The organism is Streptomyces sp. NPDC051105 (genome assembly GCF_040682795.1).
In the GTDB taxonomy this organism is placed as follows: domain Bacteria; phylum Actinomycetota; class Actinomycetes; order Streptomycetales; family Streptomycetaceae; genus Streptomyces.
Window position 1 is genome coordinate 102,052 of sequence record NZ_JBFBBR010000002.1, and the last position, 25,444, is coordinate 127,495.

At 70.3% G+C, this 25,444-nt stretch carries 18 protein-coding genes and 1 pseudogene; 10 read left to right on the forward strand and 9 right to left on the reverse strand.

The annotated features are described in order from the left end of the window. The first annotated feature begins 3 nt into the window (after positions 1-3). Positions 4-2,190 carry an RICIN domain-containing protein gene (locus tag AB0N16_RS04455; protein WP_365792967.1) on the forward strand — a complete coding sequence of 729 codons (2,187 nt, stop codon included), beginning with the start codon at positions 4-6 and terminating at the stop codon, positions 2,188-2,190. Between the two features lie 62 nt (positions 2,191-2,252). Here AB0N16_RS04455 and AB0N16_RS04460 read toward each other — a convergent pair whose 3' ends face one another. The 4 genes from AB0N16_RS04460 to AB0N16_RS04475 form a co-directional block, all read right to left on the reverse strand. After that, positions 2,253-3,920 (reverse strand): MFS transporter, encoded by a 1,668-nt coding sequence (locus tag AB0N16_RS04460; protein ID WP_365794017.1) that lies wholly within the window; start codon positions 3,918-3,920, stop codon positions 2,253-2,255. Between the two features lie 116 nt (positions 3,921-4,036). After that, on the reverse strand, positions 4,037-4,504 hold the full coding sequence (locus AB0N16_RS04465) for a MarR family transcriptional regulator (protein ID WP_365792969.1): 468 nt from the start codon (positions 4,502-4,504) through the stop codon (positions 4,037-4,039). 81 nt (positions 4,505-4,585) lie between these two features. Continuing rightward, positions 4,586-5,776, reverse strand: coding sequence for a glycoside hydrolase family 3 N-terminal domain-containing protein (locus tag AB0N16_RS04470; protein WP_365792971.1), 1,191 nt, complete (start codon positions 5,774-5,776; stop codon positions 4,586-4,588). A 179-nt stretch (positions 5,777-5,955) separates the two neighbouring features. Beyond that, the gene (locus tag AB0N16_RS04475) at positions 5,956-6,426 is read right to left on the reverse strand and encodes an ATP-binding protein (RefSeq protein WP_365792973.1); all 471 of its coding nucleotides are present in this window, start codon (positions 6,424-6,426) and stop codon (positions 5,956-5,958) included. Positions 6,427-6,593: 167 nt separating this feature from the next. Between AB0N16_RS04475 and AB0N16_RS04480 the strand changes: the two genes are divergently transcribed. The 5 genes from AB0N16_RS04480 (at position 6,594) to AB0N16_RS04500 (ending at position 15,448) form a co-directional block, all read left to right on the forward strand. Then, positions 6,594-6,938, forward strand: a complete 345-nt coding sequence (locus AB0N16_RS04480) for an STAS domain-containing protein (protein ID WP_365792975.1) — start codon at positions 6,594-6,596, stop codon at positions 6,936-6,938. A gap of 509 nt (positions 6,939-7,447) precedes the next feature. Beyond that, positions 7,448-11,722 carry a HAMP domain-containing protein gene (locus AB0N16_RS04485; protein WP_365792977.1) on the forward strand — a complete coding sequence of 1,425 codons (4,275 nt, stop codon included), beginning with the start codon at positions 7,448-7,450 and terminating at the stop codon, positions 11,720-11,722. Between the two features lie 76 nt (positions 11,723-11,798). Then, entirely contained in the window at positions 11,799-14,315 is a 2,517-nt protein-coding gene (locus AB0N16_RS04490; RefSeq protein ID WP_365792979.1) for a SpoIIE family protein phosphatase, read from the forward strand. A 525-nt stretch (positions 14,316-14,840) separates the two neighbouring features. Further along, positions 14,841-15,197, forward strand: a complete 357-nt coding sequence (locus AB0N16_RS04495; protein ID WP_365792981.1) for a PRC-barrel domain-containing protein — start codon at positions 14,841-14,843, stop codon at positions 15,195-15,197. A 77-nt stretch (positions 15,198-15,274) separates the two neighbouring features. Next, positions 15,275-15,448 (forward strand): hypothetical protein, encoded by a 174-nt coding sequence (locus AB0N16_RS04500; protein WP_365792983.1) that lies wholly within the window; start codon positions 15,275-15,277, stop codon positions 15,446-15,448. A gap of 41 nt (positions 15,449-15,489) precedes the next feature. On the opposite strand, the gene AB0N16_RS04505 is transcribed toward AB0N16_RS04500, so the two are convergent. Next, the gene (locus AB0N16_RS04505; RefSeq protein ID WP_365792985.1) at positions 15,490-15,849 is read right to left on the reverse strand and encodes an STAS domain-containing protein; all 360 of its coding nucleotides are present in this window, start codon (positions 15,847-15,849) and stop codon (positions 15,490-15,492) included. A 331-nt stretch (positions 15,850-16,180) separates the two neighbouring features. After that, complete coding sequence (locus AB0N16_RS04510; RefSeq protein WP_365792987.1) at positions 16,181-16,615, reverse strand: MarR family transcriptional regulator; 435 nt, start codon at positions 16,613-16,615, stop codon at positions 16,181-16,183. A gap of 198 nt (positions 16,616-16,813) precedes the next feature. Here AB0N16_RS04510 and AB0N16_RS04515 point away from each other — a divergent pair, with 198 nt between their 5' ends. Next, positions 16,814-17,989, forward strand: a complete 1,176-nt coding sequence (locus AB0N16_RS04515) for a PP2C family protein-serine/threonine phosphatase (RefSeq protein WP_365792989.1) — start codon at positions 16,814-16,816, stop codon at positions 17,987-17,989. A gap of 68 nt (positions 17,990-18,057) precedes the next feature. Here the strand turns inward: AB0N16_RS04515 and AB0N16_RS04520 are convergent, their stop codons facing one another. Continuing rightward, positions 18,058-18,561: a MarR family transcriptional regulator gene (locus AB0N16_RS04520; RefSeq protein ID WP_365792991.1), complete on the reverse strand. Its 504-nt coding sequence runs from the start codon at positions 18,559-18,561 to the stop codon at positions 18,058-18,060. Between the two features lie 471 nt (positions 18,562-19,032). On the opposite strand from AB0N16_RS04520, the pseudogene AB0N16_RS04525 reads away from it, so the two are divergent. Beyond that, positions 19,033-19,410: pseudogene (locus tag AB0N16_RS04525) on the forward strand (asparaginase); the annotation flags it as partial. A gap of 124 nt (positions 19,411-19,534) precedes the next feature. On the opposite strand, the gene AB0N16_RS04530 reads toward AB0N16_RS04525, so the two are convergent. After that, positions 19,535-20,206, reverse strand: coding sequence for an enoyl-CoA hydratase-related protein (locus AB0N16_RS04530; RefSeq protein WP_365792993.1), 672 nt, complete (start codon positions 20,204-20,206; stop codon positions 19,535-19,537). A gap of 614 nt (positions 20,207-20,820) precedes the next feature. On the opposite strand from AB0N16_RS04530, the gene AB0N16_RS04535 reads away from it, so the two are divergent. Further along, positions 20,821-22,779 carry a glycoside hydrolase family 15 protein gene (locus AB0N16_RS04535; protein WP_365792995.1) on the forward strand — a complete coding sequence of 653 codons (1,959 nt, stop codon included), beginning with the start codon at positions 20,821-20,823 and terminating at the stop codon, positions 22,777-22,779. Positions 22,780-22,874: 95 nt separating this feature from the next. Continuing rightward, on the forward strand, positions 22,875-23,069 hold the full coding sequence (locus AB0N16_RS04540) for a hypothetical protein (protein ID WP_365792997.1): 195 nt from the start codon (positions 22,875-22,877) through the stop codon (positions 23,067-23,069). Between the two features lie 231 nt (positions 23,070-23,300). On the opposite strand, the gene AB0N16_RS04545 is transcribed toward AB0N16_RS04540, so the two are convergent. After that, positions 23,301-25,406, reverse strand: coding sequence for an FUSC family protein (locus AB0N16_RS04545; RefSeq protein WP_365792999.1), 2,106 nt, complete (start codon positions 25,404-25,406; stop codon positions 23,301-23,303). Positions 25,407-25,444 lie beyond the last annotated feature (38 nt).

Below are 25,444 nucleotides of genomic sequence, written 5' to 3' on the forward strand. Positions count from 1 at the left end.
CTCGTGCCCAGCCTTCCCCGGCGCCGCAGAGCAACGGCCGCCGCAGCGGTGGCCGTTGTCGCCGCCTCCCTGCTGACCGCGGCCGGCGCCGCCGCGCCCGCGTCCGCCGCCACGCTGCCCACCGGCAACGTCACCCTGCTCAACGCGGCGAGCGGCAAGTGCGTGGACGCCAAGGCCGCCGCCACCGCCGACGGCACCGTCGTCCAGCAGTACGCCTGCAACAACTCCACCGCCCAGCAGTGGAGTTTCACCACCACCAGCGACGGCTACGTCCGCATCAACAACGCCAACAACACCAACGAGGTCCTGGACGTCACCGGCGTCTCCACGGCCGACAGCGCGGCCGTGCAGCTGTGGACCTACGGCGGCGGCAACAACCAGCAGTGGCTGCCGGTGGACGACGGCGGCGGCGCCTACCACTTCGTCAACCGCAACAGCGGCAAGTGCCTGGACGACCCCGGTGCTTCCACCGCCGACAGTGTGCAGTTCGTGCAGTACACCTGCAACGGCACCGCCGCCCAGCGGTTCCAGGTCGTGCCCGTGGCTCAGACGAGCAACCCTGACCTGGGCTCCAACGTGGTGATCTTCGACCCGTCGATGTCCGCCGCGACCATCCAGAGCAAGCTGGACTCGATCTTCCAGCAGCAGCAGACCAACCAGTTCGGCTCCCAGCGCTACGCCGTGATGTTCAAGCCGGGCGCCTACAGCGCGGACGTCAACGTCGGCTTCTACACCCAGGTCCTCGGCCTGGGGCTGTCCCCGGACGCGGTCTCGGTCAACGGCGCGGTGCACACCGAGGCCGACTGGTTCCAGGGCAACGCCACCCAGAACTTCTGGCGCGGCGCGGAGAACCTCTCCGTCAACCCGACGAGCGGCAGCGACCGTTGGGCGGTCTCGCAGGCGTCCGCCTACCGCCGGGTGCATCTGCGCGGCAACCTCGCCCTGGACGACGGCGGCTGGTCCAGCGGCGGTCTGATCGCCGACAGCCAGATCACCGGGCAGGTCAACTCCGGCAGCCAGCAGCAGTGGCTGACCCGCAACTCGCAGCTCGGCAGCTGGACCGGCTCCAACTGGAACATGGTCTTCGTGGGCAGCACGGGCGTGCCGTCCACCACCTTCCCCAGCCCGCCGGACACCACGGTCGCGCAGAGCCCGGTGACCCGTGAGAAGCCGTTCCTGTACGTCGACGGCGCCGGCAACTACCAGGTGTTCGTGCCGTCCGCACGGTCCAACACCAGTGGAACCAGCTGGAGTTCGGGTTCCGCCGCCGGGTCGTCGCTCTCACTGGACAGCTTCTACATCGTGAAGCCGGGGGCCACCGCCTCCCAGATCAACGCGGCCCTCACGGCGGGGAAGAACCTCCTGGTCACCCCGGGTGTCTACCACCTCGACCAGACCCTGCAGATCAACCGCGCCGACACCGTCGTGCTGGGCCTCGGCCTCGCCACCTTCGTCCCGGACAACGGCGTCACCGCCATGAAGGTCGCGGACGTCGACGGCGTCCAGATCGCGGGCCTGCTCTTCGACGCCGGCACCACCAACTCGTCCACCCTGGTGGAGGTCGGGCCGAGCAACTCCTCGGCCTCGCACGCGGCCGACCCGACCTCGCTGCACGACGTGTACTTCCGGGTCGGCGGAGCGGGCGTCGGCAAGGCCACCACCAGCCTGGTCGTCAACAGCGACAACGTCATCGGCGACCACATGTGGATCTGGCGCGCCGACCACGGCAGCGGAGTCGGCTGGACCAGCAACACCGCCGACACCGGCCTGGTCGTCAACGGCGACAACGTGACGATGTACGGCCTGTTCGTCGAGCACTTCCAGAAGTACCAGACCGTCTGGAACGGCAACGGCGGCAAGACGTACTTCTACCAGAACGAGATGCCGTACGACCCGCCCAACCAGGCGGCCTGGATGAACGGCTCGACCCAGGGCTACGCGGCCTACAAGGTCGCCGACTCGGTCACCAGCCACCAGGTGTACGGCCTCGGCAGCTACTGCTACTTCAACGTCAACCCCAGCGTGGTCGCGGCGCACGCCGTCGAGGCACCGAACAACTCGGGCGTCCGCTTCACCAGCATGGTGACGGTCTCGCTGGGCGGCACCGGCACCATCAGCCACGTCATCAACAACACGGGAGGCCCGTCGAACTCCTCGACCAACGTGGCGAACCTCGCCTCGTACCCGTGACCGTCGCTCCCTGAGCGGAACACGGGTGCCCCGGCGGACCTCCGCCGGGGCACCCGTGTCTTTCAGGACGGAGCGTTGTGCCGGGGCTCTGCCGTCCGCACCTGCGGCTGGTCCTTCGGCTCCGGACGGTCCTGGCGGTCCTGGCCGGGCCGGTGGCTGCCGCGCAGGGCCGAGGCCACGGCGGAGACCAGGGCCATGCCCGCGGCCACGCCGAACACGATGCCCAGGCCGTGGTGGAACGGACCGGAGACCAGTTGCGGGAAGAAGGTGTGACCGGTCAGGACGGACCGCTGGGCCCGGGTCACATGGTCCAGGACGCCCTCGGAGGAGAGCAGGTGCTGGATCGGGTTGTTGCCGAGGAACGTCGCGAAGAGCGTGCTCACCGGCGGCAGTGAGGCGGCGTGCGCGGCGGAGGCGGCCGGCACGCCGTGTGCCATGAGCCCGCTCTTCAGCGTCTCCGGGAGCGAGGAGGCGAGGCCGGAGACCATCAGCGAGAAGAAGACGCCGATGGACAGCGCCGTACCGGAGTTCTGGAAGGTCGAGCGCATGCCCGAGGCGACACCCCGGTACTCGGCCGGGACGCTGCCCATGATCGAGGACGTGTTGGGTGCCGAGAACATGCCCTGGCCGAGCCCGTTGAGCAGCAGCAGCGCCGCGAACAGCCCGTAGTCGAAGTCGACGGGCAGCGCGAGCAGGCCGAGGAAGGACAGCATGACCACCACCAGTCCGGCGGTGGAGAAGAACCGGGCGCCGAACCGGTCCGACAGATAGCCGGAGACCGGGCCCGCGACGAGGAACCCGAGCGTGAGCGGGAGCATGAAGATGCCGGCCCACAGCGGGGTGTCCTCGAAGTCGTAGCCGTGCAGCGGCAGCCAGATGCCCTGCAGCCAGATGATGAGCATGAACTGCAGGCCGCCGCGCGCGATCGAGGTCAGCAGGGCGGCCACGTTGCCCGCCGCGAACGCCCTGTTCTTGAAGAGCGCCAGGTTGAACATGGGCTCGGCGACCCGCGTCTCGATGACGCAGAAGGCCAGCAGCAGACCGACGCCACCGATCAGGCCGGTCAGCACCCATGGGTTCCCCCAGCCGGTGGCACTGTCGCCGTAGGGCTGGATCCCGTACGTGATCCCGGCCAGCAGGATCCCGGCGCCCGCCGCGAAGGTGATGTTGCCCAGCCAGTCGATCCGGCCGGGCCGGCCCGTCGAGGTCTCGCGCAGGCTCAGGTACGACCAGATCGTTCCGGTGATGCTGACCGGGACGCTCACCCAGAACACGGCGCGCCAGTCGACGACGGCGAGCAGACCGCCCGCGAGCAGACCGAGGAACTGGCCCGCCAGCGCGGTGATCTGGTTGATGCCGAGCGCCATGCCGCGCTGCCGGGTGGGGAAGGCGTCGGTGAGGATGGCGGCCGAGTTGGCGGTGAGCATGGACCCGCCGAAGGCCTGCACGATCCGCCACAGGATCAGCCACAGCGCGCCCGCCCCCGCGCGGAACGGGTCGAGCGACAGCGCGACCGACGCACAGGCGAAGATCAGGAACCCGAAGTTGTAGATCCTCACCCGCCCGAACATGTCGCCGAGCCGCCCGAGTACGACCACGAGGACCGCGGAGACCAGCAGGTACCCCAGGATCATCCAGAGCAGATACCCGATGTTGCCCGGTGCGAGCGGGTCGAGGCCGATGCCGCGGAAGATCGCCGGCAGCGAGATGATCACGATCGACGCGTCCATCGTGGCGATCAGCACGCCCAGGGTGGTGTTCGAGAGCGCGACCCACTTGTAGCCCGGCCCGGGCGGGGTGTCCTTGTGGCGGCCCGAGCGCGGGGAGCCGGGCCGGATACGGGCGCTCACAGCTGTTCCGCCAGCCGGGCGAGGAGCGGCACGGCCGCTCCCAGGGTCTCGCGCTCCTCGGCGGAGAACGTGTCGAGGACCTGCGCGAGCCGCTGCACCGATTCGGAGCGCCGCTCGGCCAGCATGGCCCGCCCCTCGTCGGTGACGGCCGCGATGCTCCGCCGCCCGTCCGCGGCATCGGGGGTACGGCGGACCAGGCCACGCTGTTCGAGGTGGGCGAGGGTGGTGGCCATGGCCTGCGGCCGCACCCGCTCCATCTCGGCGAGCGACGTGGGGGAGTCGGGTCCGTCGGCAGCCAGCCGGGCGAGCACGGACACGCCCGAGAGCGATACGTCCCCCACCGCGTGGGCCTGCCGCAGCCGCCGCGTCATACGGCCCACCGCGAGCCGGAGCTCGGCGGCGAGCAGGGAGGCGTCGCTCGGACCGCGGGTACCGCCGGCCTCGGAGGCTATGTCTGTCTTCACATGTACTAATACTAGGTTTATCAGTCTGGACTGCTCAACCAGCCGTAAGTAAATACGGGCCGTCCGGGTCGGGAGCGGGTCTCAGCCGCAGGTGAGCCCGCCCGCGTTGGCCTTGGCCGTGAGGATGCGGTGGACGGAGGCCGCGACCGTGGCGCGGAAGGAGGCACTCGTCGCCATCCGGGCCTGCACGCCCTGCACCATCGCCGGCACCGTCGACGCCTTGACCGTGAGGATCATGTCGCCGCCCGCGGTCAGGAAGTCCACCGCCCGCTGGGCCGGGGTGTAGGCGCGGACCGCGACCGCCTGGCCGATGTCGTCGGAGATGACGACTCCCTTGAAGCCGAACTTGGTGCGCAGCAGCGAGTTGATGACGGTCGGGGAGAACACGGCCAGGTGCTTGGAGTCGATCTTGGTGTACTTCGCCGAGGAGACCATCACGAACGGCGTGCCGGCCGCGATCCCGCTGCGGAACGGCTGGAGGCTCGCGCTGGAGGCGGTGGTCACCGAGTCGACGACGTTCGCGGTGGTGTCGGTGTTCCCGATGACCTGGCCGAGCCCGGGGAAGTGCTTGAAGGTGGTCATGACCCCGGCCGTGCGGAAGCCCGCGGCGAAGGCGCCGGTGCCCGAGGTCACCACGGCGGGGGTGTGTCCGTACTCACGGTAGTAGCGCCCGATGGGAGCGTTGCGGGTGCCGAGGCTCGCCGGCACCACGTCGGCGACCGGGGCGAGATTGAGGTCGAGACCCGCCGCCTTGAGCTGCTTGGCCCAGGTCTCGGCGCGGGCGCGCAGTGTCGTCGTGCTCCACGTGCCCTGGGTCAGGGCGTTGGGCATGACGGAGAAGCCGGGGCCGCTGAGCACCTGGACCTGTCCGCCTTCCTGGTCGGTGGCCACGAGCAGCCCGACCCGGTGGCCGGCGACCGTGTCCGCCTGCGCGCGCACCCCGTCGACGACCTTCTTCGTCGCCGTGGTGCCGGCGGTGCTGCGCCCGGTCAGCATGACGGACCCGACATGGTAGGTACGCAGGGTGCGCAGATCCGTGGTGCTGGGGCGGGCGGCGGCGACCCCGCCCATGAACAGCTGGCCGACCCGCTGCGCCTGGGTCATTCCCGTATAGACCTTGTCGGCGCAGGTGGTGGCGGACACGCGGTGGGCTTCCTCCCCTGCGGCCGGGGCGCTGCACGCGCCGACGGCGAGCAAGGTGGTGGCGAGCCCGACGGCGGTGCGCCGGGCAGCGGGGCCGCGGCCCGCGGGCCGGCGGACAGGTGTCGCCATGATGCGCTCCTGACTCGTGAGAGGTGCAGGCCACGGGGACCGGCGGGCCGACGCACGGCATGGGCACCCTGCGTGGCTCGAAGCCGCCCCAGCGGCTCACGTTACGCCGAACGGGTGCGGTGCGCGCTGCGGCCGGCCGACGACTCCACCGCTGGGACGATCGCACCGCCCGGCGGCCGTCAGCCGAACAACGCCAGCCGGGCCGTGACGCGCTTGCCCACGGACTCCCGTCGTGCCTCGAAGCCCTGTACCACGGCCAGCACGATCTCCAGACCGTGCTGGCCCACCCGTCCGGCGTCGGTCGTCCGGGCCAGCGGAAGGGTCGGATCGGTGTCCCACACCTCGATCTCCACCGCGCCACCGGCGACACCCAGGCGCAGCAGCACCGGTCCCGGCGCGTACTTCAGCGCGTTGGTGACGAGCTCGCTGACCACCAGCTGCGCCAGCTCGCGGGTGCGGGCCGGTACCGGCAGTCCCTGCTCGGACTCGGCGTGCGACAGGAACTCCGCTGTCCGGGTTCGCGCGTCGGCGATACAGCCATCCGCTCCGTCCAGTGCGATGGTGGCATCGGCGGGTGCGGCGTCCGCCGTCCGGCAACACTCCTCGGCCGGGACGGACTCCCTGCCGGCGAACCGCGATACCCCGTTCATGGCGGCCCGTCTACCCGGCGATCCGCCGTGTTACTCCCGCGCCGCCCGGATTCGGATGGCCCGTCTCGTGCATCGCACTGCGCATCCCTGGGCACGTTGGCTGCGACGAGGTGACGCGGCCCGGATCGAAGGTGCGGAGGACGCACGTGGCAGACGAACAAAGAGCGATGAATCACGGCGAGCTGTCCGTCACCCGGACCGACGTCGAAGGCATCACCGTGCTCGGCCTCCGCGGCGAGATCGACTACGAGAGTGTGGGCGCTCTGGCCCGGGCCATGCCTCCGGCGGACCCCACCGCCGGCTCCCGGGTCGTCGTCGACCTGAGCGGGGTCACCTTCATGGACTCCAGCGGGATCAACGCCCTGATCGCCACCCACCAGGCGACTCGGGCCGCGCAGGGGTGGCTGCGTCTCGCGGGGGTCAGGGACTCCGTGCTGCGCACCGTGCAGCTGGTGGGCCTCGACACCCTCGCCACCTGCCACCCGACCGTGCGGGACGCCATCGCGGCGTGACGGCGTCGACGGAAGCACACTGCGGAAGCACAGTGATGTCGACAACGGGAACGTGGTGGCGGCGGCAGCGGTGACGGTGCGGGTCGCTCGGGCTGCGGCCGGCGCGCCGGTCCCTCGGGCTGCGCCGGCCTGCCGGGGATGAGGCACGGGCCCCGGGGCCGTCCTGCGGGCTCCTGATCGGCTCCCGAGGGACGGGCCGGCCGGGTTCCGTGGCGGCCATCGGCGGGATCCCGGGTCGGCGTCCTTCCAGGGCTCCACCTTCGGGCGAACCCCATCGGGTACCCCGAACCGGCCCGGGTATTCCGCCCTTCTCGCCCTTGATTTCGGTGCGCTCTCATAGTCGCGCCAGACTTTGGTTGTCGGCCGACAACTGAGTTAACCTGCGACCGATTTCTTGTGGGGGCGAGACCGTCGAACGCGGAATCGCCGCTGGTGGGCGGAGCTCTACTGCTCCGGCGAGGTTCCGGGTCCTCGGGGTGGGGACCCTGGGGAGCGGAACGAGGGTGTGCATGAGCGGCATGTCGATGGACGCCCAGGTCCAGGGGCCGGGCGAGCAGGAGTTGCGGCAGCTGCTGGCCGGCCTGACGGCGGTACGGGACGGTGACTTCGGCACCCGGCTGCCCTCCGACGGACAGGGCCTGCTGGGCGACATCGCCACGGTCTTCAACGGCATGGTCGACCAGCTGTCCCTGTTCACCTCGGAAGTGACGCGGGTGGCACGCGAGGTGGGCACCGAGGGCACCCTGGGTGGCCAGGCGCAGGTCCCCGGGGTCTCCGGCACCTGGGCGGATCTGACCGACTCGGTCAACGCCATGGCGGGCAATCTGACCACGCAGGTCCGTGACATCGCCCAGGTGGCCACGGCGGTGGCGAGAGGCGATCTGTCCCAGAAGATCGACGTACCCGCGCGCGGGGAGATCCTCCAGCTCAAGGAGACCGTCAACACGATGGTCGACCAGCTCTCCGCCTTCGCCGACGAGGTCACCCGCGTCGCCCGCGAAGTGGGCAGCGAGGGACGGCTGGGCGGCCAGGCGCAGGTGCCCGGGGTCGCCGGCGTCTGGCGTGACCTGACCGATTCGGTCAACTTCATGGCCGGAAATCTCACATCGCAGGTCCGCAACATCGCCCAGGTGACGACCGCGGTGGCGCAGGGCGATCTCTCCCAGAAGATCACCGTGGACGCCCGGGGCGAGATCCTGGAACTGAAGAACACCATCAACACGATGGTCGACCAGCTCTCCGCCTTCGCCGACGAGGTCACCCGTGTCGCCCGCGAGGTCGGCACCGAAGGCCGGCTCGGCGGACAGGCGGACGTCAAGGGAGTCAAGGGCACCTGGCGCGACCTGACCGACTCCGTGAACTTCATGGGGGGCAACCTCACCGCGCAGGTCCGCAATGTCGCCCAGGTGGCCACCGCGGTGGCGCAGGGCGATCTCTCCCAGAAGATCACCGTGGACGCCCGGGGCGAGATCCTGGAACTGAAGAACACCATCAACACGATGGTCGACCAGCTCTCCGCCTTCGCCGACGAGGTCACCCGCGTCGCCCGCGAGGTCGGCACCGAGGGCAACCTCGGCGGCCAGGCGATCGTGCGGGGCGTGTCGGGGACCTGGAAGGATCTCACGGACAACGTCAACGTGATGGCGTCCAATCTGACCGGGCAGGTCCGTTCGATCGCCCAGGTCGCCACGGCTGTCGCGCGCGGTGATCTCTCGCAGAAGATCACCGTGGAGGCCAAGGGCGAGGTCGCCGCCCTGGCGGACGTCATCAACACCATGGTCGACACGCTGTCGGCGTTCGCCGACGAGGTCACCCGGGTGGCGCGCGAGGTGGGCACCGAGGGCCGCCTGGGCGGGCAGGCCCATGTGCCGAACGTGGCGGGGACCTGGAAGGACCTGACGGACAACGTCAACTCCATGGCCAACAACCTCACCGGGCAGGTGCGCAACATCGCCCTGGTGACGACCGCGGTGGCCAACGGCGACCTCTCGAAGAAGATCGACGTCGACGCCCGGGGCGAGATCCTGGAGCTGAAGACCACCATCAACACGATGGTCGACCAGCTGTCGTCGTTCGCCGCCGAGGTCACCCGCGTCGCCCGCGAGGTCGGCAGCGAGGGCCGGCTGGGCGGTCAGGCAGAGGTGGAGGGTGTCGAGGGCACCTGGAAGCGGCTGACGGAGAACGTCAACGAGCTGGCCGGGAACCTCACCCGGCAGGTGCGGGCGATCGCCGAGGTCACGAGCGCCGTCGCGGAAGGCGACCTGACCCGCTCCATCACCGTGGTGGCGTCGGGCGAGGTCGCCGACCTCAAGGACAACATCAACTCCATGGTGGAGTCCCTGCGCGAGACCACCCGGGCCAACCAGGAACAGGACTGGCTCAAGACCAACCTCGCCCGGATCTCCGGCCTGATGCAGGGCCACCGCGACCTGCCCGTGGTCGCCGAGCTGATCATGGACGAGCTCACCCCGCTGGCGTCGGCCCAGTACGGCGCCTTCTACCTGGCGGAGGAGACCGAGCGCGGCCAGGAACTGCGCCTGGTGGGCTCGTACGGCTATCCGGACGACGCGGAGCGGCCCACCCGGATCCCGGTCGGGCGTTCCCTGGTCGGGCAGGCCGCACGCAACCGGCGTGTCATCACCGTCGAGGAGGTGCCGGAGGGCTACGTCACCATCTCCTCCGGACTCGGGCAGGCCGTGCCCAGTGCGCTGGTCGTGCTGCCCATCGTGGTCGAGGAGCAGGTCCTCGGCGTGATCGAACTGGCCTCGCTGAGCCGCTTCACCCAGATCCACCAGGACTTCCTCACCCAGCTGATGCCGACCATCGGCGTGAACCTCAACACCATCGTGGCCAACGCCCGCACCGACGAGCTGCTGGGGGAGTCCCAGCGGCTGACCTCCGAACTGCAGGCCAGGTCGGAGGAGTTGCAGGTGCAGCAGGACGAACTGCAGCGCTCCAACGCCGAGCTGGAGGAGAAGGCGTCCCTGCTGGCCTCGCAGAACCGTGACATCGAGGCGAAGAACCTCCAGATCGAGCAGGCGAGGCAGGAACTGGAGACCCGCGCTCAGCAGCTGGCGCTGGCCTCCAAGTACAAGTCGGAGTTCCTGGCCAACATGAGCCACGAGCTGCGCACCCCGCTCAACAGCCTGCTGATCCTGGCCCAGTTGCTGGCCCAGAACCCCTCGCGCAACCTCACCCCGAAGCAGGTCGAGTACGCGGGCATCATCCACTCGGCGGGCTCGGACCTGCTGCAGCTGATCAACGACATCCTCGACCTCTCCAAGGTGGAGGCCGGCAAGATGGACGTGACGCCCGAGCGGGTCCCGCTACGCCAGCTGCTGGAGTACGTCGAGGCGACGTTCCGGCCGATGACCACCCAGAAGAGCCTGGAGTTCACGGTGGCCACCGCCACCGGCACGCCCGCCGATCTGCTCACCGACGACTCCCGGCTGCGTCAGATCCTGCGCAACCTGCTGTCCAACGCGGTGAAGTTCACCGAGCATGGCGGCGTTCAGCTACGGATCGAACCGGCCGCCGACCGGGAGGTGCCGCCGGTCGTCCTCCGCGGTGGTCCGGTGGTGGCCTTCCGGGTCGTCGACACCGGCATCGGCATCCCCCGTCAGCAGCTGGAGACGATTTTCGGCGCCTTCCAGCAGGCCGACGGGACCACCAGCCGCAAGTACGGCGGCACCGGTCTCGGCCTGTCCATCACGCGGGAGATCGCCCATCTGCTCGGCGGCGCCGTCACCGTCGACAGCACCCCCGGCCAGGGCAGTACGTTCACGCTGTACCTGCCCGTCGCACGCGCCGACTTCGAGGAGCTGCTGGAGACCGGCGGCCGGCCGGTGGAGCAGCCCAGTGCCGTCGCCGCGTCCGAGGCGGCACCGGCGCCCCGGCTGGCGGCCGGTCCCGTGCCGGTCCCCGAGCACCGCAGGCGCCGCCTCCTGGTGATCGAGGAGCGCCCGCGCGGTCTGCTCACCCTGGTCGCCGAGCGGGCCGTGGCGGACCTCGCGCACGACCCCGGCGATCCGCACGGTGCGATCGACCTCATCACCGCCGTAGGGGCGCAGGAGGCGGCGAGCACGCTGGCGGCCGAACCCTGCCACTGCGTCGTCCTGGAACTGGGCATGCCCGGCAAGGAGGGCGCGGACTTCCTGGAGGCCTTGCGCGGCGACTCCGCGCTGGCCAGCGTGCCCGTCCTGGTGCACACCGGGCATCGGGTGGATCTGGCGCAGGAGCAGGCGCTGCGCGCCCTCGCGGGCGGCCGTCCGCTGGACTTCCTGGCCAGTCTGGACGAGCTGCGCGAGCGCATCACCCTGCACCTGTCCGCCGAACAGCCCGGTGACGTACTGTCGCTGGTGCGCGCCGAGGAGCCGCACCGCCCGGCCGCGCAGGTGGTGGACGACTCCTTCCTCGGCCGGACGGTCCTGGTGGTCGACGACGACGCACGCAACCTCTTCGCCCTCAGCGGGGTGCTGGAACTGCACGGTTTCGAGGTCCTGCACGCCGACAACGGCCGCAAGGGCATCGAGATGCTGCTAGCCCACCCGGACATCTGCCTGGTGCTGATGGACGTGATGATGCCGGAGATGGACGGCTACTCCGCCACCGCGGAGATCCGCGCCATGCCCCGGTACGCGGAGCTGCCCATCATCGCCGTCACCGCGAAGGCCATGCCGGGGGACCAGGAGAAGAGCCTCGCCTCGGGGGCCAACGACTACATCACCAAGCCCGTCGACGCGAACGACCTCATCGCCCGCGTCCGTCGCTGGCTGGCCGTGTGACAGCGCGCCACCCCACCGCTTCCACCAGCCGGCCGCGTAACGCCCCGGGTGCCCCCAGCCGAGAAGCAGGCCCACCGTGAGTGATCTCCGTCCATCGCCCGAACCTCCCCAACCGCCCGGTTCCGACGACCTGGCGGGTGAGCCGTGCACGCCGGAAGGCGTCGCCCCGGCGGGAGTCGAGCTGCCCGGTGCGGTCGGCGGCACCCGGGAAGCCGCCACCGGTGAACCGGACGAGCCCGGCCGGTCGTCCCCCCTCGGCAGACTGGCGGCGACCGTGGAGCGGCTGCGCCGCGAGGTGCGGGCGGCGCATGCCGAGGCCGACGGGCGGGCCCTGATCGAGCTGGCCAAGGGCATCCTGGTCGAGCGGCTGAGCTGTGGCCCGGCGCAGGCGGCCCGGCAGCTGGCCGAGCTCGCCGAGCAGGCGGGGGTGACACCGCTCGAGTTGGCGGTCGATGTCATCAACCAGGCCGCACAGGACCGGATGTCGGAGGTGACCGCCGCCTTTTTCGCGGCCACTGCGGCCGGTACCGAGGCCGCCGACTCGGCGGGCAGCCACTCCTCCGCCGTACGGCTGCGGGCCGCCGAGAGCGGTGCGCTGGCCGCCCAGGACACCCAGGCCGTGGCCGAGTCCCTGCTGGAACACGCGCTGGCCCCCCTGGGTGCGGAGGCGGTCGCCATCTGGTCACTGGGCGCCGACGGCTCGCTCACCCTGGCCGGCCACGCCGGATTCTCCTCCGCCGAGGCCGGGCGCTGGCGGCATGTGCCGCCGGGGGTGGCGACGGTGGGCCGCCGCGGCCTCGCCGAGCGATCGGGTCACTGGATCCGCAGCCTGGCCGAGACCGGGCTGCCCTCCATCGGCCAGCACTATTATCCCGAGGGCGGCCGGGTCGCCGTGGCGGCCGGCACCGGCGGGCGCATCCACGGCGTACTGGAGATCGTCTGGCCCGCCCCGTTGGACACGCCTCCCGCGCCGGTGTTCCGGCAGATCGAGGCCCTGGCCGAACTGTGCGCGCACACCCTGGACACCGGAGCCCCGGACCAGGCCCCCAGTGACGGTGGCCGGCCCGTCCTGCCCGGTGTCACCGAGCTGATGGACCTGGCCGACGGACTCCACGACCCCGCCCTGGTGCTCCTGCCGCATCTGGACGCCGACGGTGACCTCGTCGACTTCCGCATCCACCACGTCAACGGCCGCTTCCTGGACCCCGGCGGCAGGCCCCGGGCCGTCATCAACGGCGCCCTGCTGCTGGAGACCTATCCGATGGCCGCCGGCCACAGCGAGCTCTTCGAGCGCGTCGAGCGCGTCTACGCCACCGGTGAGCCCTACCGCGCCCACCGCATGCGGCTCACCGCCCTGGTCGACGAGGTCCCCCTGGCGGCGGTCGCCGACATCAACATCAGCCGGCACGGAGACTGCGTCCTGCTCATCTGGCGCATCGAGGACGAGACGGCCCGCTTGGCCAGCCTGCTCCAGCACGCGCAGCGCCTCGGCCGTATCGGCGGCTTCGAGGAGAACCTCCTCACCGGCGAGATCACCTGGAACGGCCAGCTGTACCACCTGTACGGCAAGCCCGCCTCCGACGCCCCGGTGCCGCTGGAGGACCTGCCCGCCCATGCCCACCCCGACGACGCCGTCACCATCGGCCGCTTCCTGCGCACCCTGCTGCACCACCGCCGGCCCGCGTCCACGGCCTTCCGCCTGCAGCGCCCCGACGGGGTCACCCGCCATATCCGGGTGGCGGCCGAACCCGTCCTCGACTCCAGCGGGCAGCTGTACGTCGTACGCGGCGCATACCAGGACATCTCCGCACACCACTGGACCGAGGTCGCTCTCGCCGCGACCCGCGTCCAGCTCGCCCACTCCGAGCAGCAGGCCAGCGAACGCAACCGGCTCACCCTCCAGCTCCAGCACGCCATCATGCCGCCCGCGCAGGCCCCGCTGGAGGTCCCCGGCCTTGACCTGGCCGTGCGCTACCGGCCCGCGGAGACCCAGCATCTGGTCGGCGGCGACTGGTACGACGCGGTGGTGCTGCCGTCCGGGCTGGTGCTGGTGTGCGTGGGCGACGTCGCCGGACACGGCATCGAGGCGGCCACCAGCATGGTCGTCCTGCGCAACGCGCTGCGCGGGCTCGCCGTGACCGGCGCCGGACCGGGGCAGTTGCTGTCCTGGCTGAACATGGTGACCCATCACCTGACCGGTTCCGTCACCGCCACCGCGGTGTGCGGTCTCTACGACCCAGACCGCCACACCCTGCGCTGGGCGCGGGCCGGTCATCTGCCGCCCGTGCTGGTCCGTGGCGGTGAGGCGGAGCCGCTGCCCCTGGTCAGAGGGCTGCTGCTGGGTGCCGTGCCCGAGGCCGAGTACCAGGAGCACGAGGTTCAACTCGCCGTCGACGACACGTTGTTGATGTACACGGACGGCCTGATCGAGCGCCGTGACCGGTCCGTGGAGGAATCCCTGGCGCAGATGCTGACGACCGCGCGCACGGTTCCGTCGACCCTGGAGCAGCAGTTGGACCGCCTGCTGACCCACAGCAGATCCGACACCGACGACGACACCTGCCTCGTGGGCATCCGGGTGGCGGCGTGCTGATACCCCGATGACGCGACGGGGACCTCAGCACTGCTGGTCGTGGTGGAGTCTGTCGTATCGCAGGGCGGCGATGTCCTCACCGCTGTCCGGGAACGCCTCCGTCCGCGGGGCCTCGTCCCAGACGTGGCCGACGGTCTGTCCGATCCCGGGATGCGCGGGCGGCGGGACCACCGGCGTGCTGAGGAGCCGGCGCGAGCGCGAGCGCGAGGGCCGGCGGGGACCGGCGACCCGTTGACGCACAGCCCGACCCGCCGAGCGACCACCGGTCGCGGCGCACACGGCGGACTGACCGGGCGCGGGAGAAACCCATGGTTCAGGTGCACCGCGCGCCACGCTTGCGCGCCGGGCTCGCGGCGCCGGTCCGGCGGGCGGCCCGGCGGTACGGTGGGCGGCCCGGCGGTGCGGCGGGCGGCCCGGCGGTGCGGTCGCGCGGATGCGCTGGTAGTCGCCCCCCCCCACGGCGGCCTGCCCGGTCGACGGCGTCAACCGGGCGATCAGGGGTACCCGTCCCCACGGAGGTACCTGATGTTCGAAGCAGGCGATATCCGAGAGTGGCGCGGTCACGATGTGGTCGACGCCTCCGGGCAGAAGGTCGGCGTCCTGGAATCGGTCTACGTCGACACCGCGACCGACCAGCCTTTCTACGCCACCGTGACGGTCGGTCTGCCCACCCGCCGCCGCCTGGTGTTCGTTCCGCTCGCGGACGCGACCGTCGGTCCGTCCTATCTGAAGGTCGCCTACGACAAGGACACCGTCAAGAAGGCCCCCGCCATCGACACGGACGGCGAGCTGCCGGCCTCGCAGGAGCCTGCGGTGTTCGCGCACTACGAACTCGCCTACACCCCGGGCGCGGGCGGTGAGCGCCGCCTCGCCCGCCGCTGACCCACCGAACCCACCGAATCCACTGAACCCACTGAACCCACCGAACCCACCGAAGCCGACGGCCGACAGGAGAGCCGATGAGCCTGTTCCTGCTTCTGATCCTCGTTGCCCTCGTCCTGGGCATCATCGGGTTCGCCGCCCACGGACTGTTCTACCTGCTGATCATTGGTGGGGTAGTGCTTCTCGCCGACCTCGTCTACGCCGCGGTCCGACTGCGACACGGGGGAAGGCATCACCGCGTGGCGCGCTGAGCGTCACCCGGGGACACTGGCCCACCCGCTGTCGCCCTCCTTCACGAGGCGGCCGCCCCGTCGCCGCGGGGGCCGGTCTCGGTGATGGTGAACAGCCGGATGGCGCCGGTGATCGTCAGGAGCCGGCCGACGGCCGGTCGCAGGGGTCCGATCAGCACCAGGTCGCGCCCGGTGGCCCGATGGCGGAGACGGGCCTCGATGAGGGCGTTGAGGAGCATGCTGTCGGCGAAGGTGACCTGCGTCAGATCGACCGCTGTCACGGGCATCGCCGCACGATCGGCCGCTTCCCATGCCTGTTCGAAGCCCTCGGCGTCGGCGTAGTCGACTTGACCGCGCACGGTGATCACGAAGGTCTGCTCGCCGCGGTCGATATGCACTCTCAGTTCGGGAGCCGCGGGCATCGCGCCTTCCTCGTGTCATTGGCTTTCGACGGGCCGTGCGGTACGTGCGCGCGTTCCGGTCACCCTTGGGCCGTTCCAGGTCCCTTCCAGTTTCCGGATTTATGAGACATTTCGCACAATTGACGCGGTTCGCGTCAATACAAGGGTAGTCGGACGGTGTAAGAGCCACATCAGGAACTGTTGTCGTTTGACAATAGTAGCCATGAGGCAACAGAGTAGCCGAGTCGGACGTACACGGGGAAGGACCTGGAATGTTCCGGTGGACAGGGGCCACTGGCGCCGGTCGCCACCGTCACGGAGCGGTGGTGGCACCGGTGCCGTGAAGGGTTGTTCAGGCGGTCCGGCTGTCGGATTCGGGGGCCTCGTCGGGTATCTGCGTCGCCGCGGTGGCGCAGAACGCCTCAAGTCCCTCCAGAAGGGCGACACGCTTGGCGGCGGGCATGTCCGCCAGCACCTTCTGCAGCTCACTCTCCCGACGGGCACGCAGGTCGGCCAGGAAGGAGCGGCCCCGGCCGCTGAGATGCAGCCGTACCTCCCGTCGGTCCTCCGCACCCATCACGCGCTCGATGAATCCCGCGGCCTGTAGCCGGTCGCACAGTCGGCTCGTGGACGGAGGGGTGGAGGCCAGGGATTCGGCGAGTGTGCGCAGGTTGATGCCGTCGTGGTGCTCCAGGATGTGCAGCACCCGCAACTGGGAGGCAGAGGTAGGCGCGGTCGAGGCACGGCCCCACACAACTTCCAGCAGCTCAACAGCCTTGGTGGTCACGCGTGCGACCTCATCGGGCTCTGGGCGGCGGCGCAAGGCAGTCACGATCACACTCTCACAGGCACTGGGGCACCTTTCAGCCTACTAGGAGCCCCAGCCCACACCTCCCTCGGAACGACCGACGCGGCTCTTCGCGACGCCGCGCCCACGCGGCCGGGCCCGCACGTTGCCGGGAGAAAGAATGGTGCATTCCTCATCGTGAACAGATTCCAGACCGCTGAGCGCGCCGTGCGCACAGCGGCTCCCCACGAGTTGCTGGACGCCGTCCGCGTCGTGCTCACCGAGCTGTACGGCGCGGAGGCCGTCGAGCTCTTCATGGCCGACTACGGCCTGACGGCACTGCAGCCGGTGTCGGTACGGCCGCACAACCTGGTGCCGGTGCCGGTACACGGCAGCCCTGCCGGGCGGGCCTTCGGTTCGCAGGAGCCCTACTGCGAAGAGGGCCAGGACCGGCGGATGCACGTCCACCTGCCGGTCAGCGTGCGCGGCGACCGGCTGGGCGTGCTGTCCGTGACGCTGCCCGACGGCGACGCGGCACGCGGATGTGTGTCCGAACTGGCCGAGATCGCCGATGTGCTGGCGCACGAGGTGCTCGTGGCCGAGCGCGACACGGACCTGTATCTCCAGGCCCGGCGCAAGGACCGGCTCACCCTGGCGGCCGAGATCCAGTGGCAGTTGCTGCCCGGTCGCTCCTGCACCCGGCCCGAGTACGACCTGGGCGGCCAGCTGGAGCCCGCCTACGCCGTCTTCGGCGACAACTTCGACTGGTCCGCCACCGCCGATCGTCTGATGCTGTATGTCACGAACGGCATGGGCGAGGGCATAGAGGCGGCTCTGCTGACCAGCCTCGCCATCAACGCCCTGCGTAATGCGCGCCGCGCCGGCATCTCCATCGCCGACCAGGCGGCCCTCGCCGACCAGGCCGTCTACGCCCACTACCGAGGCCAGCGCTATCTGTCCGTCCTCATGTTCGACTTCGACCTGGACACCGGACGGGTGAGCGTCGTGGACGCGGGCTCCCCACAGCTCCTGCGGCTGCGCGGCGGCACCGTCGAACGTGTCCCCTTCGAGGCGCAACTCCCCCTGGGCATGTTCGAGGAGACGGACTACGTGGCGCAGGAATTCGAGGTCGAGCCCGGGGACCGGCTCGTCTTCGTCAGCGACGGCGTCCACGCGGTGCACTCCCCGAAGGGCGAGGCATACGGGGATCGGGCGCTCGCCCGGGCCATCCACTCCACCCGACTGCTTCCCGCCGCCGAGGTATCCCGCGCCATCCTGCGCGAACTGGCAGGACACCGGGGTGAAGCCGTCATGGCCACCGACGACGCCTTGGTCGTCTGCCTGGACTGGCGCGGACGCCCCCAGCAGTCCTGACCCGCTCCGCGGGTCCTCGCCCCCTGCCGCGGGAACGCCCGGCGGGGCCGACCCGCCCCGGGGCCCCGTCAGGGGCCGGGGGCGGGACGTCCCCGCGTTCCGCGGTCGTGGGCGGCCAGAAACCCCTGGAGCCCTTGCCCGAGAGCCTCCCGCTCGGCCGGCTCCATCGCCCCGAGCACGACGGCCAGGGCGCGTGCTCTGCGCACGGCCACCTCGTCCAGGATCCGGTGGCCCTGCCCTGTCAGGAGCAGTCGTACCTCGCGCCGTTTGTGCGGATGCAGCACGCGCTCCAGCAGACCGGCCGCTTCCAGCCGGTCGCACAGCCTGCTGGCGGTCGGCAGCCCGATCTTCATGCCCACCGCCAAGGCGGTGAGGTTGAGGCCCGGCTCATCCTCCAGAATCCGCAGTGCGCGCAGTTGGTGCGGCGACAGGCGCAGGCTCGCACTCTGTGCGGCGTCCGACCACAGGTGGGTCAGACGGTCCACGGCGTCGGCCAGCGCCGCGGAGAGGGAGACGGGGCCGTCGCGCGGTCCGCCTGATGGTTCGTCCCTGGAATCACTCAGACCAGTCACGGAGGCATCGCTTTCAGAGTCCCGCGGTCATTGCATGTATCACCTATGCAAACGCCGTACCCGAAGAGTCGCCGGGCAAGCACTCCCGGCCGGGCCGGTCGGGTCATCGCGCCCGCGCCGTACGGGTATTGAGCACGCCTGCGCATGCCATCCGGCACCGGGCCGGCCTTCGAACACCGTCGCGTACGCTGATCCCGCCCGGTCGTGGGGTGGGGGTCCGGGGGCATCGATCAGTGCGGGTTCTGCGACACCTGGGAGACGCCACCCCGAACGCGTTACTGGCCACAAGCTGTTCAAAATGCCCTTGACCTGCAAAAACGCAGACAGGGAGCCTACTTCGCAGGAGTCTTTCGATAAAGCGGTGCGGGCGCCCGGAGAGTTCGACCGCACACTGCTGGACCCCCGACCTCCTTGGTCGGCAAGCCCTGACCTGACCGACAGATCAGCACGTAGAACCAGCCCACCGTCTTTTTCGTACTCGCCGTCCCCACCACGCCCGAGCGGCAGGTTGCCGACGCCGTGCGAGCCCACCCCCAAGGACGTCGCCGGCACCCGCCGCCACGACACCTGGCTCATGCGGGAGGTACCGGGCGTCCTGTCGGAGGTGGGCGCGGAAGCGGTCCAAGCGGTCGCTCTGCCCCACGGCCGTGCCCGTGCCCTGGCCCTCAAGATCGAGGACGGCTGCGCCCGAGCCCTGGGGCCGGTCCTGGCCCGCGCGCTTGGTTTACTCGGCGTGACGGACCAGTGATCAACCGCGTCGGACGTATGCCCCCTGCTGGGCGGAGGTCGGGGGTGGGCGAGATACGGACGGTGTTCCGAGGCAGTGGTGCGGGGCGCTGGTGGTCGTGATGCTCGCAGACGTCCACCACCGGGCCACGTGCCCGGCTCATTCCCAGGATCACACTGGTCCGGCCGCTGGGCCGGGCACCCGCAGCAGTGGGGGCCCGGCGCCCTCCGTCGGTTGCCTGCGGCGTCAGCCGCGTGGGTTGACCGTGTCGCGGAGGGACGCCAGAGCCGAGCCGTACAGCCGAGCCTTGATGGTGCCGAGGGTGCCGCCGGCCTTGCTCAGCTGTGCCTGGGCGATCTCCACGGCCGTGGAGCGCACGGCGTCCTCGGCGACCGCCCGGTCGACGATGCCGAGGGCCGCGGCGTCCGACCCGCCGTAGCGGCGGGCGGTGACCATGGCCTCGTGCGCGGTCTGCGGCGCCAGCCGGGACTGGATCAGGGCGGACATGCCGGGCGTGAAGGGGAGGTTGATGTCGGCTTCGGGCAGGCACCAGTAGCCACGGTCGGCGCGCATGACGCGGAAGTCGTGCGCGAGGGAGAACATCGCGCCCGCGGCGAAGGTGTGCCCCTGCAGGGCTGCCACGGTGATCATCGGTAGCGAGAGCACGCGGGCGAAGAGCTCATGGACGGAGACGATGTAGTCCTGGTGCTGGTCGGCGTGGCCGGACAGCCACTCCAGGTCCAGGCCGTTGGAGTAGAACTTGCCCGTCGCGGCGCTCACCAGGGCTCGCGGTCCTGCTGCCTTCTCCACCTCGTTCAGGGCGGCGTCGACGGACGCGATCCAGTCGGGGTGGAAGCGGTTCTCACCGTCTCCGAGGTCGAGCACGAAGACGTTGTCCTGGCGGTCAAGGGTAGGCATGTGCCCTCCTGGAAGGATGCGTGGTGTGAGGGAAGGGCGAGATCGGGCAGCGGGCTGCCGTGGGCGTGCTCCAGCTCCAGCATGGGAGCCATCGGGATGCTGTGCCTGGCGCACCCCTCTGTCCAGTCTGGCGTAGTCGACGCCGGCAAGGCCGGATTGCGTGCGGCGACGTCCGCGTGCACTGGGTGCAGTTGGCGTTCCGGTTCAGTGTGGTCGTACCGGCGGGACGCGGTGCCGGCCCACCCGTACGGTGTCGGAGGACGACCCGATCTTGATCACGTCGGCGCCGAGGTCACCGAGTGTCTGGGCCGGGGTCACCGAGTGTCTGGGCCGCGTACCGACCCATCACCACGGTCCACCGGTTGATCGCCCGCACCCTGTCGAGCGGCGCGGATGACGAAGGATTCCGCCATCTCCCTCTTCCCTTCGCACCGTGCCTCGTTGCTCCGGCTTCGGTCAGCCGTCGAGGCGGCCAGGTTGAAGCTACCGGGGGAGTAATGCGAACCCGCGGCATGCCGGGCAGTCTGGAGGTGGGGGCGCAAGGTGTGTCCGCGAGGGGCACGGCGGTAGCGGCGACGTCACCGCTCGCGCCAGGCGGGATGGGAAGAGGCCCCATGAACGAATATCCGCTGATCGACGACCACGGACTCATCGGTGACCTGCAGACGGCCGCGCTGGTCTCCACCGAGGGAACGATCGACTGGTTCTGCAGCCCGCGATTCGACTCGCCGAGTATCTTCGGAGCACTGCTCGACGGTGCGAACGGCGGTCACTGGACGATTGCTCCCCAGGCGCCGACGTATGCGACCAAGCAGCTCTACTACCCGGACACCTGTGTGCTGCTCACCAGATTCATGACCGAGCAAGGCGTCGGATCGGTCGTGGATTTCATGCCGCCTGCTTCTCCACGTACTCCGACAAGCAATCACCGGCTGGTCCGCATGCTGCGGTGCACACGCGGCGAGATCTCGTTCGACATCGAGATCGCCCCTCGGTTCGACTACGCGCAGCAACCATGTGAGGTCACCTCGCATATGGGCGGCTGGCATTTTGCCAGCCGAGATGCGGATGTGACCGTCCATGTGGTGGACACACCTGACGTCGAGTGCGTGAGCGACCGCAGGATTCGGTCGGATGGCGTGTGCATGACTGTAAGGCTACGGGCTGGTATGACCCGCGGCCTGGTGCTGGAGACGTGCGCTGACGGTGCGCCACGCATCGTCTCGCCGCAGGAATGCGAGCAGCTACTGGAGGACACCATCGCCTTCTGGCACAACTGGCTGGCGCGTTCGCGCTACACCGGACGGTGGCGGGAGACGGTCAACCGCTCGGCCATGACGCTCAAACTCATGACGTACGCCCCGTCCGGGGCCATGGTCGCGGCTCCGACCACCAGTCTGCCGGAACAGGTCGGAGGCGAGCGCAACTGGGACTACCGCTACGCGTGGGTACGTGATGCCTCCTTGTCCCTCCATGCGCTGCTCGGACTGGGATTCACCGAGGAGGCCGTGGCGTTCACCGAGTGGCTGGGCGACCGCGTTCAGGAATACACCGGTCCTGGCGAACACCCTCTGAAGGTCATGTACCGCGTCGACGGCTCCTCCGACCTGGCAGAGCAGACCCTGGGCCACTGGGAGGGCTACCGGCACTCCGCTCCGGTGCGGGTGGGCAACGGTGCCGCTGACCAGCTGCAGCTCGACATCTACGGATCGGCACTGGAGTGCCTCCATTTCGCCGACCAGCAGGGTCTGCCGACAACCTGCCGCATCTGGCAGACGCTGATCAACACGGTGGACTGGGTGTGCGAGAACTGGGACCGTCCCGAAGCCGGTATTTGGGAAACGCGGGGCGGTGACAAGGACTTCACCTATGGACGACTCATGAGCTGGACCGCGCTGGATCGGGCCATACGCATGGCCACCCGGAGCGGCCGCCCCGCCGAGGTGCAGCGCTGGACGAATGAACGCGACGCCATCTACTGGCAGATCCTGCGGCGAGGGTGGAGCCCGGAGCGTGCAGCGTTCACGCAGTACCTGGGCAGCGACGTCCTGGACTCCGCGCTTTTGCGGATGCCTGCGGTAGGGTTCATCCCCCCGCAGGATCCGCGGTGGCTCTCGACCCTGGACGCGATCAGGAACGATCTCGTGTCCGACGGCCTCGTATACCGGTACGACCCCTCTGCCTCTCCCGACGGACTGCTCGGTTTCGAGGGCACCTTCTCGGCGTGTACTTTCTGGTACGTCGAAGCCCTCGCTCGCGCCGGCCATCTGCGTGAAGGGCGACTCGTCTTCGAGAAGATGCTCACCTACGCCAACCATCTCGGCCTGTACTCCGAGGAGATCGGGCTGACCGGCGAGCAACTCGGCAACTTCCCACAAGCATTGACCCACCTCGCCCTTGTCACCGCCGCGCTTAGCCTGGATGCCCATCTCGACGCCGCCAGGCCGGGCTTTCCTCCCACCTCTGCGGTTCCGGTTCCCTTTCTCTACGCGCAACCGATGGCGGCAGCGGCCGGAGTTCCACCTGTCACGCCGACCACCCCGTATCCGTCGGACCACGTCATCCGCAGGTGAGCGCACCACCCTTTCCCCATCGGTCCGCCACCTGCGGTAGCAAGCCGCGTCCACCGGCGATGGCAAGGCGGTCGTGATGCCGGCACGGCTACAGGGTGCGCGATGACCATGGGCAAGCCCGTCAACACGCCACTGAGAAGGCTTCGGCCACGGCCGACCAGCCTGTCGCGGCATCGCTGCGCGATGGTTGGATCCTGCTGATCGAGATTGCCGATCTACGGTTGCCGTTGCCAGGTGACTGCACCATCGACGCCCTCGCCCGACCGCTGACGACACTGGCAGCCTGGTGAACGCAAGGGTCGGCCATGCTGACCGGGGCGATCGGCACGGAACTGCTGTCGCGCGACCTGGCGCGTGCGCGCAACTCGACAGGTACTGGCTTGATGGTCAGGTCGGGGTAGGGATCCGGAACGCGTCGCGCCGCCCTGCACTGGCGTCGATCCCCAGGGCCTATCCGGCTTCGCCCGTCACCCCCCCGGGAGGGACCCCACGGTCAGGGCGGACAGCGACTTTGCGGAGTCTCAGGCTGCCGCGTGGCGACCGCGGCGGTGGCGGGAGGCGATGGTGGCGGTCAGGGCCTCCACGGCGTCGACGGTTGCGGTGCTCAGGACGACGGCGCGGCTGGTCGTGGCGCTGAAGCCGTCGGGTGTCTCGGCGGGCAAGCCGGAGCGGGCGGTGAAGGAGTCGAAGACCGACCGCAATGCCCCCGGGGCCACCGTCTCGGCTCCGGCGGCGGCGCGGGCCAGGGCCGTGAGGTGTTCGTGCAGCGGATCGACCAGTTCGGTCAGCTCCGGCACGGTGTCCTGAGGAGTACGCGGCAGGTGTTCGCCCAGCAGGGTGGCGCATCCGGCAACCGTGGACACCTGAGTCCTGATCTGCTCCAGCTGCACACTCGACCAGGGGCCGCGGTGCTCTGCCGGCTCGGCGTGCGACTGCTCCACCGCGGCCTCCAGGTGCTCCCTGACCTGCCGTGACCGCGCCCGCAGCGCGTCGACGGCTGCCGGGTCGGTCGCCCCGACGTCGGCGTAGCCGGTCAGCAGCTCTGGCAGCAGCCGGTCCTGCACCCGCAGCCACTCCGCGAGCAGGCCCGGCACCCGCCGGGTGGACCAGGTCGGCCAGACCAGGAAGATGAGCACGGCGATCGCGGCGCCGACCACGGTGTCGGCGGCGCGCGCCCACGCGGTGGGCCCGGGCAGCCCGCCGACGTGGTGGATCAGGAAGACGATCCAGGTGGTCAGCCATAGGTTGAGCATCAACTGCCCGGTCCGCAGGGTCACAAACGACGCAGCGGCCAGCACTACCGCCACGACCGCGAGGCCGACGGGCGTCCAGTTCGGCAGGGACAGAACCCAGGCGAACAGGCCGCCCAGCACGGCCCCGGCCGTACGTCCCCAGCCGCGGGCGAGGGTATGACCGTACTCGGGGAAGAGCACCAGCATGGTGGTCAGGGCCACCCAGAAGCCGTGCGTGGAGATGCCCAGCCCGCCCCACCCGCCGATCGACCGGCCGATGACCTCGGCGAGCACCACGCCCACTGCGAGCCGCACCGCATGGCGGAAGATCGGTGATTGGGGGTGCAGCTGCGCCCGGATCCGCCGGGCCGTGCGTGCTACGGAGGGGGTGCCCGCGTACAGGCCCGGCACCTCGGTGTGGGGTTCCAGTACATCGCCCAGGCGGTCGTCGGTCGAGCGTCGGGCCAGCTGCTCGGCCGTCCGTAGCCGGGCGGCCAGATCGCGCGGGCCGCGCACGGGCGAGAGGGCCGCCCAGGACTCCAGGAGGGTCCAAGCTTCCTCGGGGGTGCGGTGCTCGCGGCCGGAGGCCACCGTACGGGAGATGTCGCCCAGCACCTGCGCCGCAGCGGCCAGTGCCTCCTGGTTCCCGGCCGCCGCTACCGTCAGCCGCACCGTGTGCAGCGCGCGGCGGATGCGCTCGGCCTCTCCCAGCAGTCCGAACATGGCCGCCGCCGCCGGTCGGCTCAACTGCGGCAGCACGTCCAGGGCCTGCCGGGCCGCCGTGAACGGAGCGGACCCGCCCAGGCCGGCGGAGCCGGCCGCGACCGAAGCCTCGGCGAGCGACTGGTACAGAGCTGCAAGGGCGCGGCGCTGGGCGGCGAACCGCGGACCGTACGGGGGGAGCAGTTGCACCACCACGACGAGTCCGGTCCCGACCGCGATCCAGCCGGCGATCACCAGGCCGCCCTGTACGTCGGGAGCGAGATCAGCCGTGATCATCAGCCCGATGACCGCGAGGCAACCCCGAATGCCGGGCGCGATGCCCATCGTCCGCCACAGCCCGGTGGCGAACGCCGCGACCGCGAGCACCAGCAGGAACAGCCAGGTAGTGCCGTGCACCAGGGCCCCCAGCACCGCCATGGCGCTGAAGGCCGCGGCCATCTCGAGCGCGTTCACCACAGGGTGTCGCAGCGGGCTCAGTAGCGTACCGACGCCGCAGATGAACGCACCGACGCTGGCCATGGCCCCAGCCACCGGGTCGTCCAGCACCAGGCCGAGGACCGTGGCGAGCAGCACGGACAGTACGGCCCGTGCGATCGCCGACGGGGCGGCGAATGCCCGTTGAACGCGCAGCCCGTCCCGGCTGATCGTGACCAGCGAGGACCACCAGCGCATGTCCGGGCCTCCTTGGCGGCGCGGGAGCAGCGCTCTCA

Coding starts and splice junctions, on each gene's coding strand:
- AB0N16_RS04480 (WP_365792975.1), top strand. CDS start 6,594: ATGAATCACGGCGAGCTGTCCGTCACCCGGACCGACGTCGAAGGCATC.
- AB0N16_RS04505 (WP_365792985.1), bottom strand. CDS start 15,849: ATGCCCGCGGCTCCCGAACTGAGAGTGCATATCGACCGCGGCGAGCAG.
- AB0N16_RS04500 (WP_365792983.1), top strand. CDS start 15,275: ATGAGCCTGTTCCTGCTTCTGATCCTCGTTGCCCTCGTCCTGGGCATC.
- AB0N16_RS04475 (WP_365792973.1), bottom strand. CDS start 6,426: ATGAACGGGGTATCGCGGTTCGCCGGCAGGGAGTCCGTCCCGGCCGAG.
- AB0N16_RS04460 (WP_365794017.1), bottom strand. CDS start 3,920: ATGGACGCGTCGATCGTGATCATCTCGCTGCCGGCGATCTTCCGCGGC.
- AB0N16_RS04535 (WP_365792995.1), top strand. CDS start 20,821: ATGAACGAATATCCGCTGATCGACGACCACGGACTCATCGGTGACCTG.
- AB0N16_RS04470 (WP_365792971.1), bottom strand. CDS start 5,776: ATGGCGACACCTGTCCGCCGGCCCGCGGGCCGCGGCCCCGCTGCCCGG.
- AB0N16_RS04530 (WP_365792993.1), bottom strand. CDS start 20,206: ATGCCTACCCTTGACCGCCAGGACAACGTCTTCGTGCTCGACCTCGGA.
- AB0N16_RS04495 (WP_365792981.1), top strand. CDS start 14,841: ATGTTCGAAGCAGGCGATATCCGAGAGTGGCGCGGTCACGATGTGGTC.
- AB0N16_RS04545 (WP_365792999.1), bottom strand. CDS start 25,406: ATGCGCTGGTGGTCCTCGCTGGTCACGATCAGCCGGGACGGGCTGCGC.
- AB0N16_RS04485 (WP_365792977.1), top strand. CDS start 7,448: ATGAGCGGCATGTCGATGGACGCCCAGGTCCAGGGGCCGGGCGAGCAG.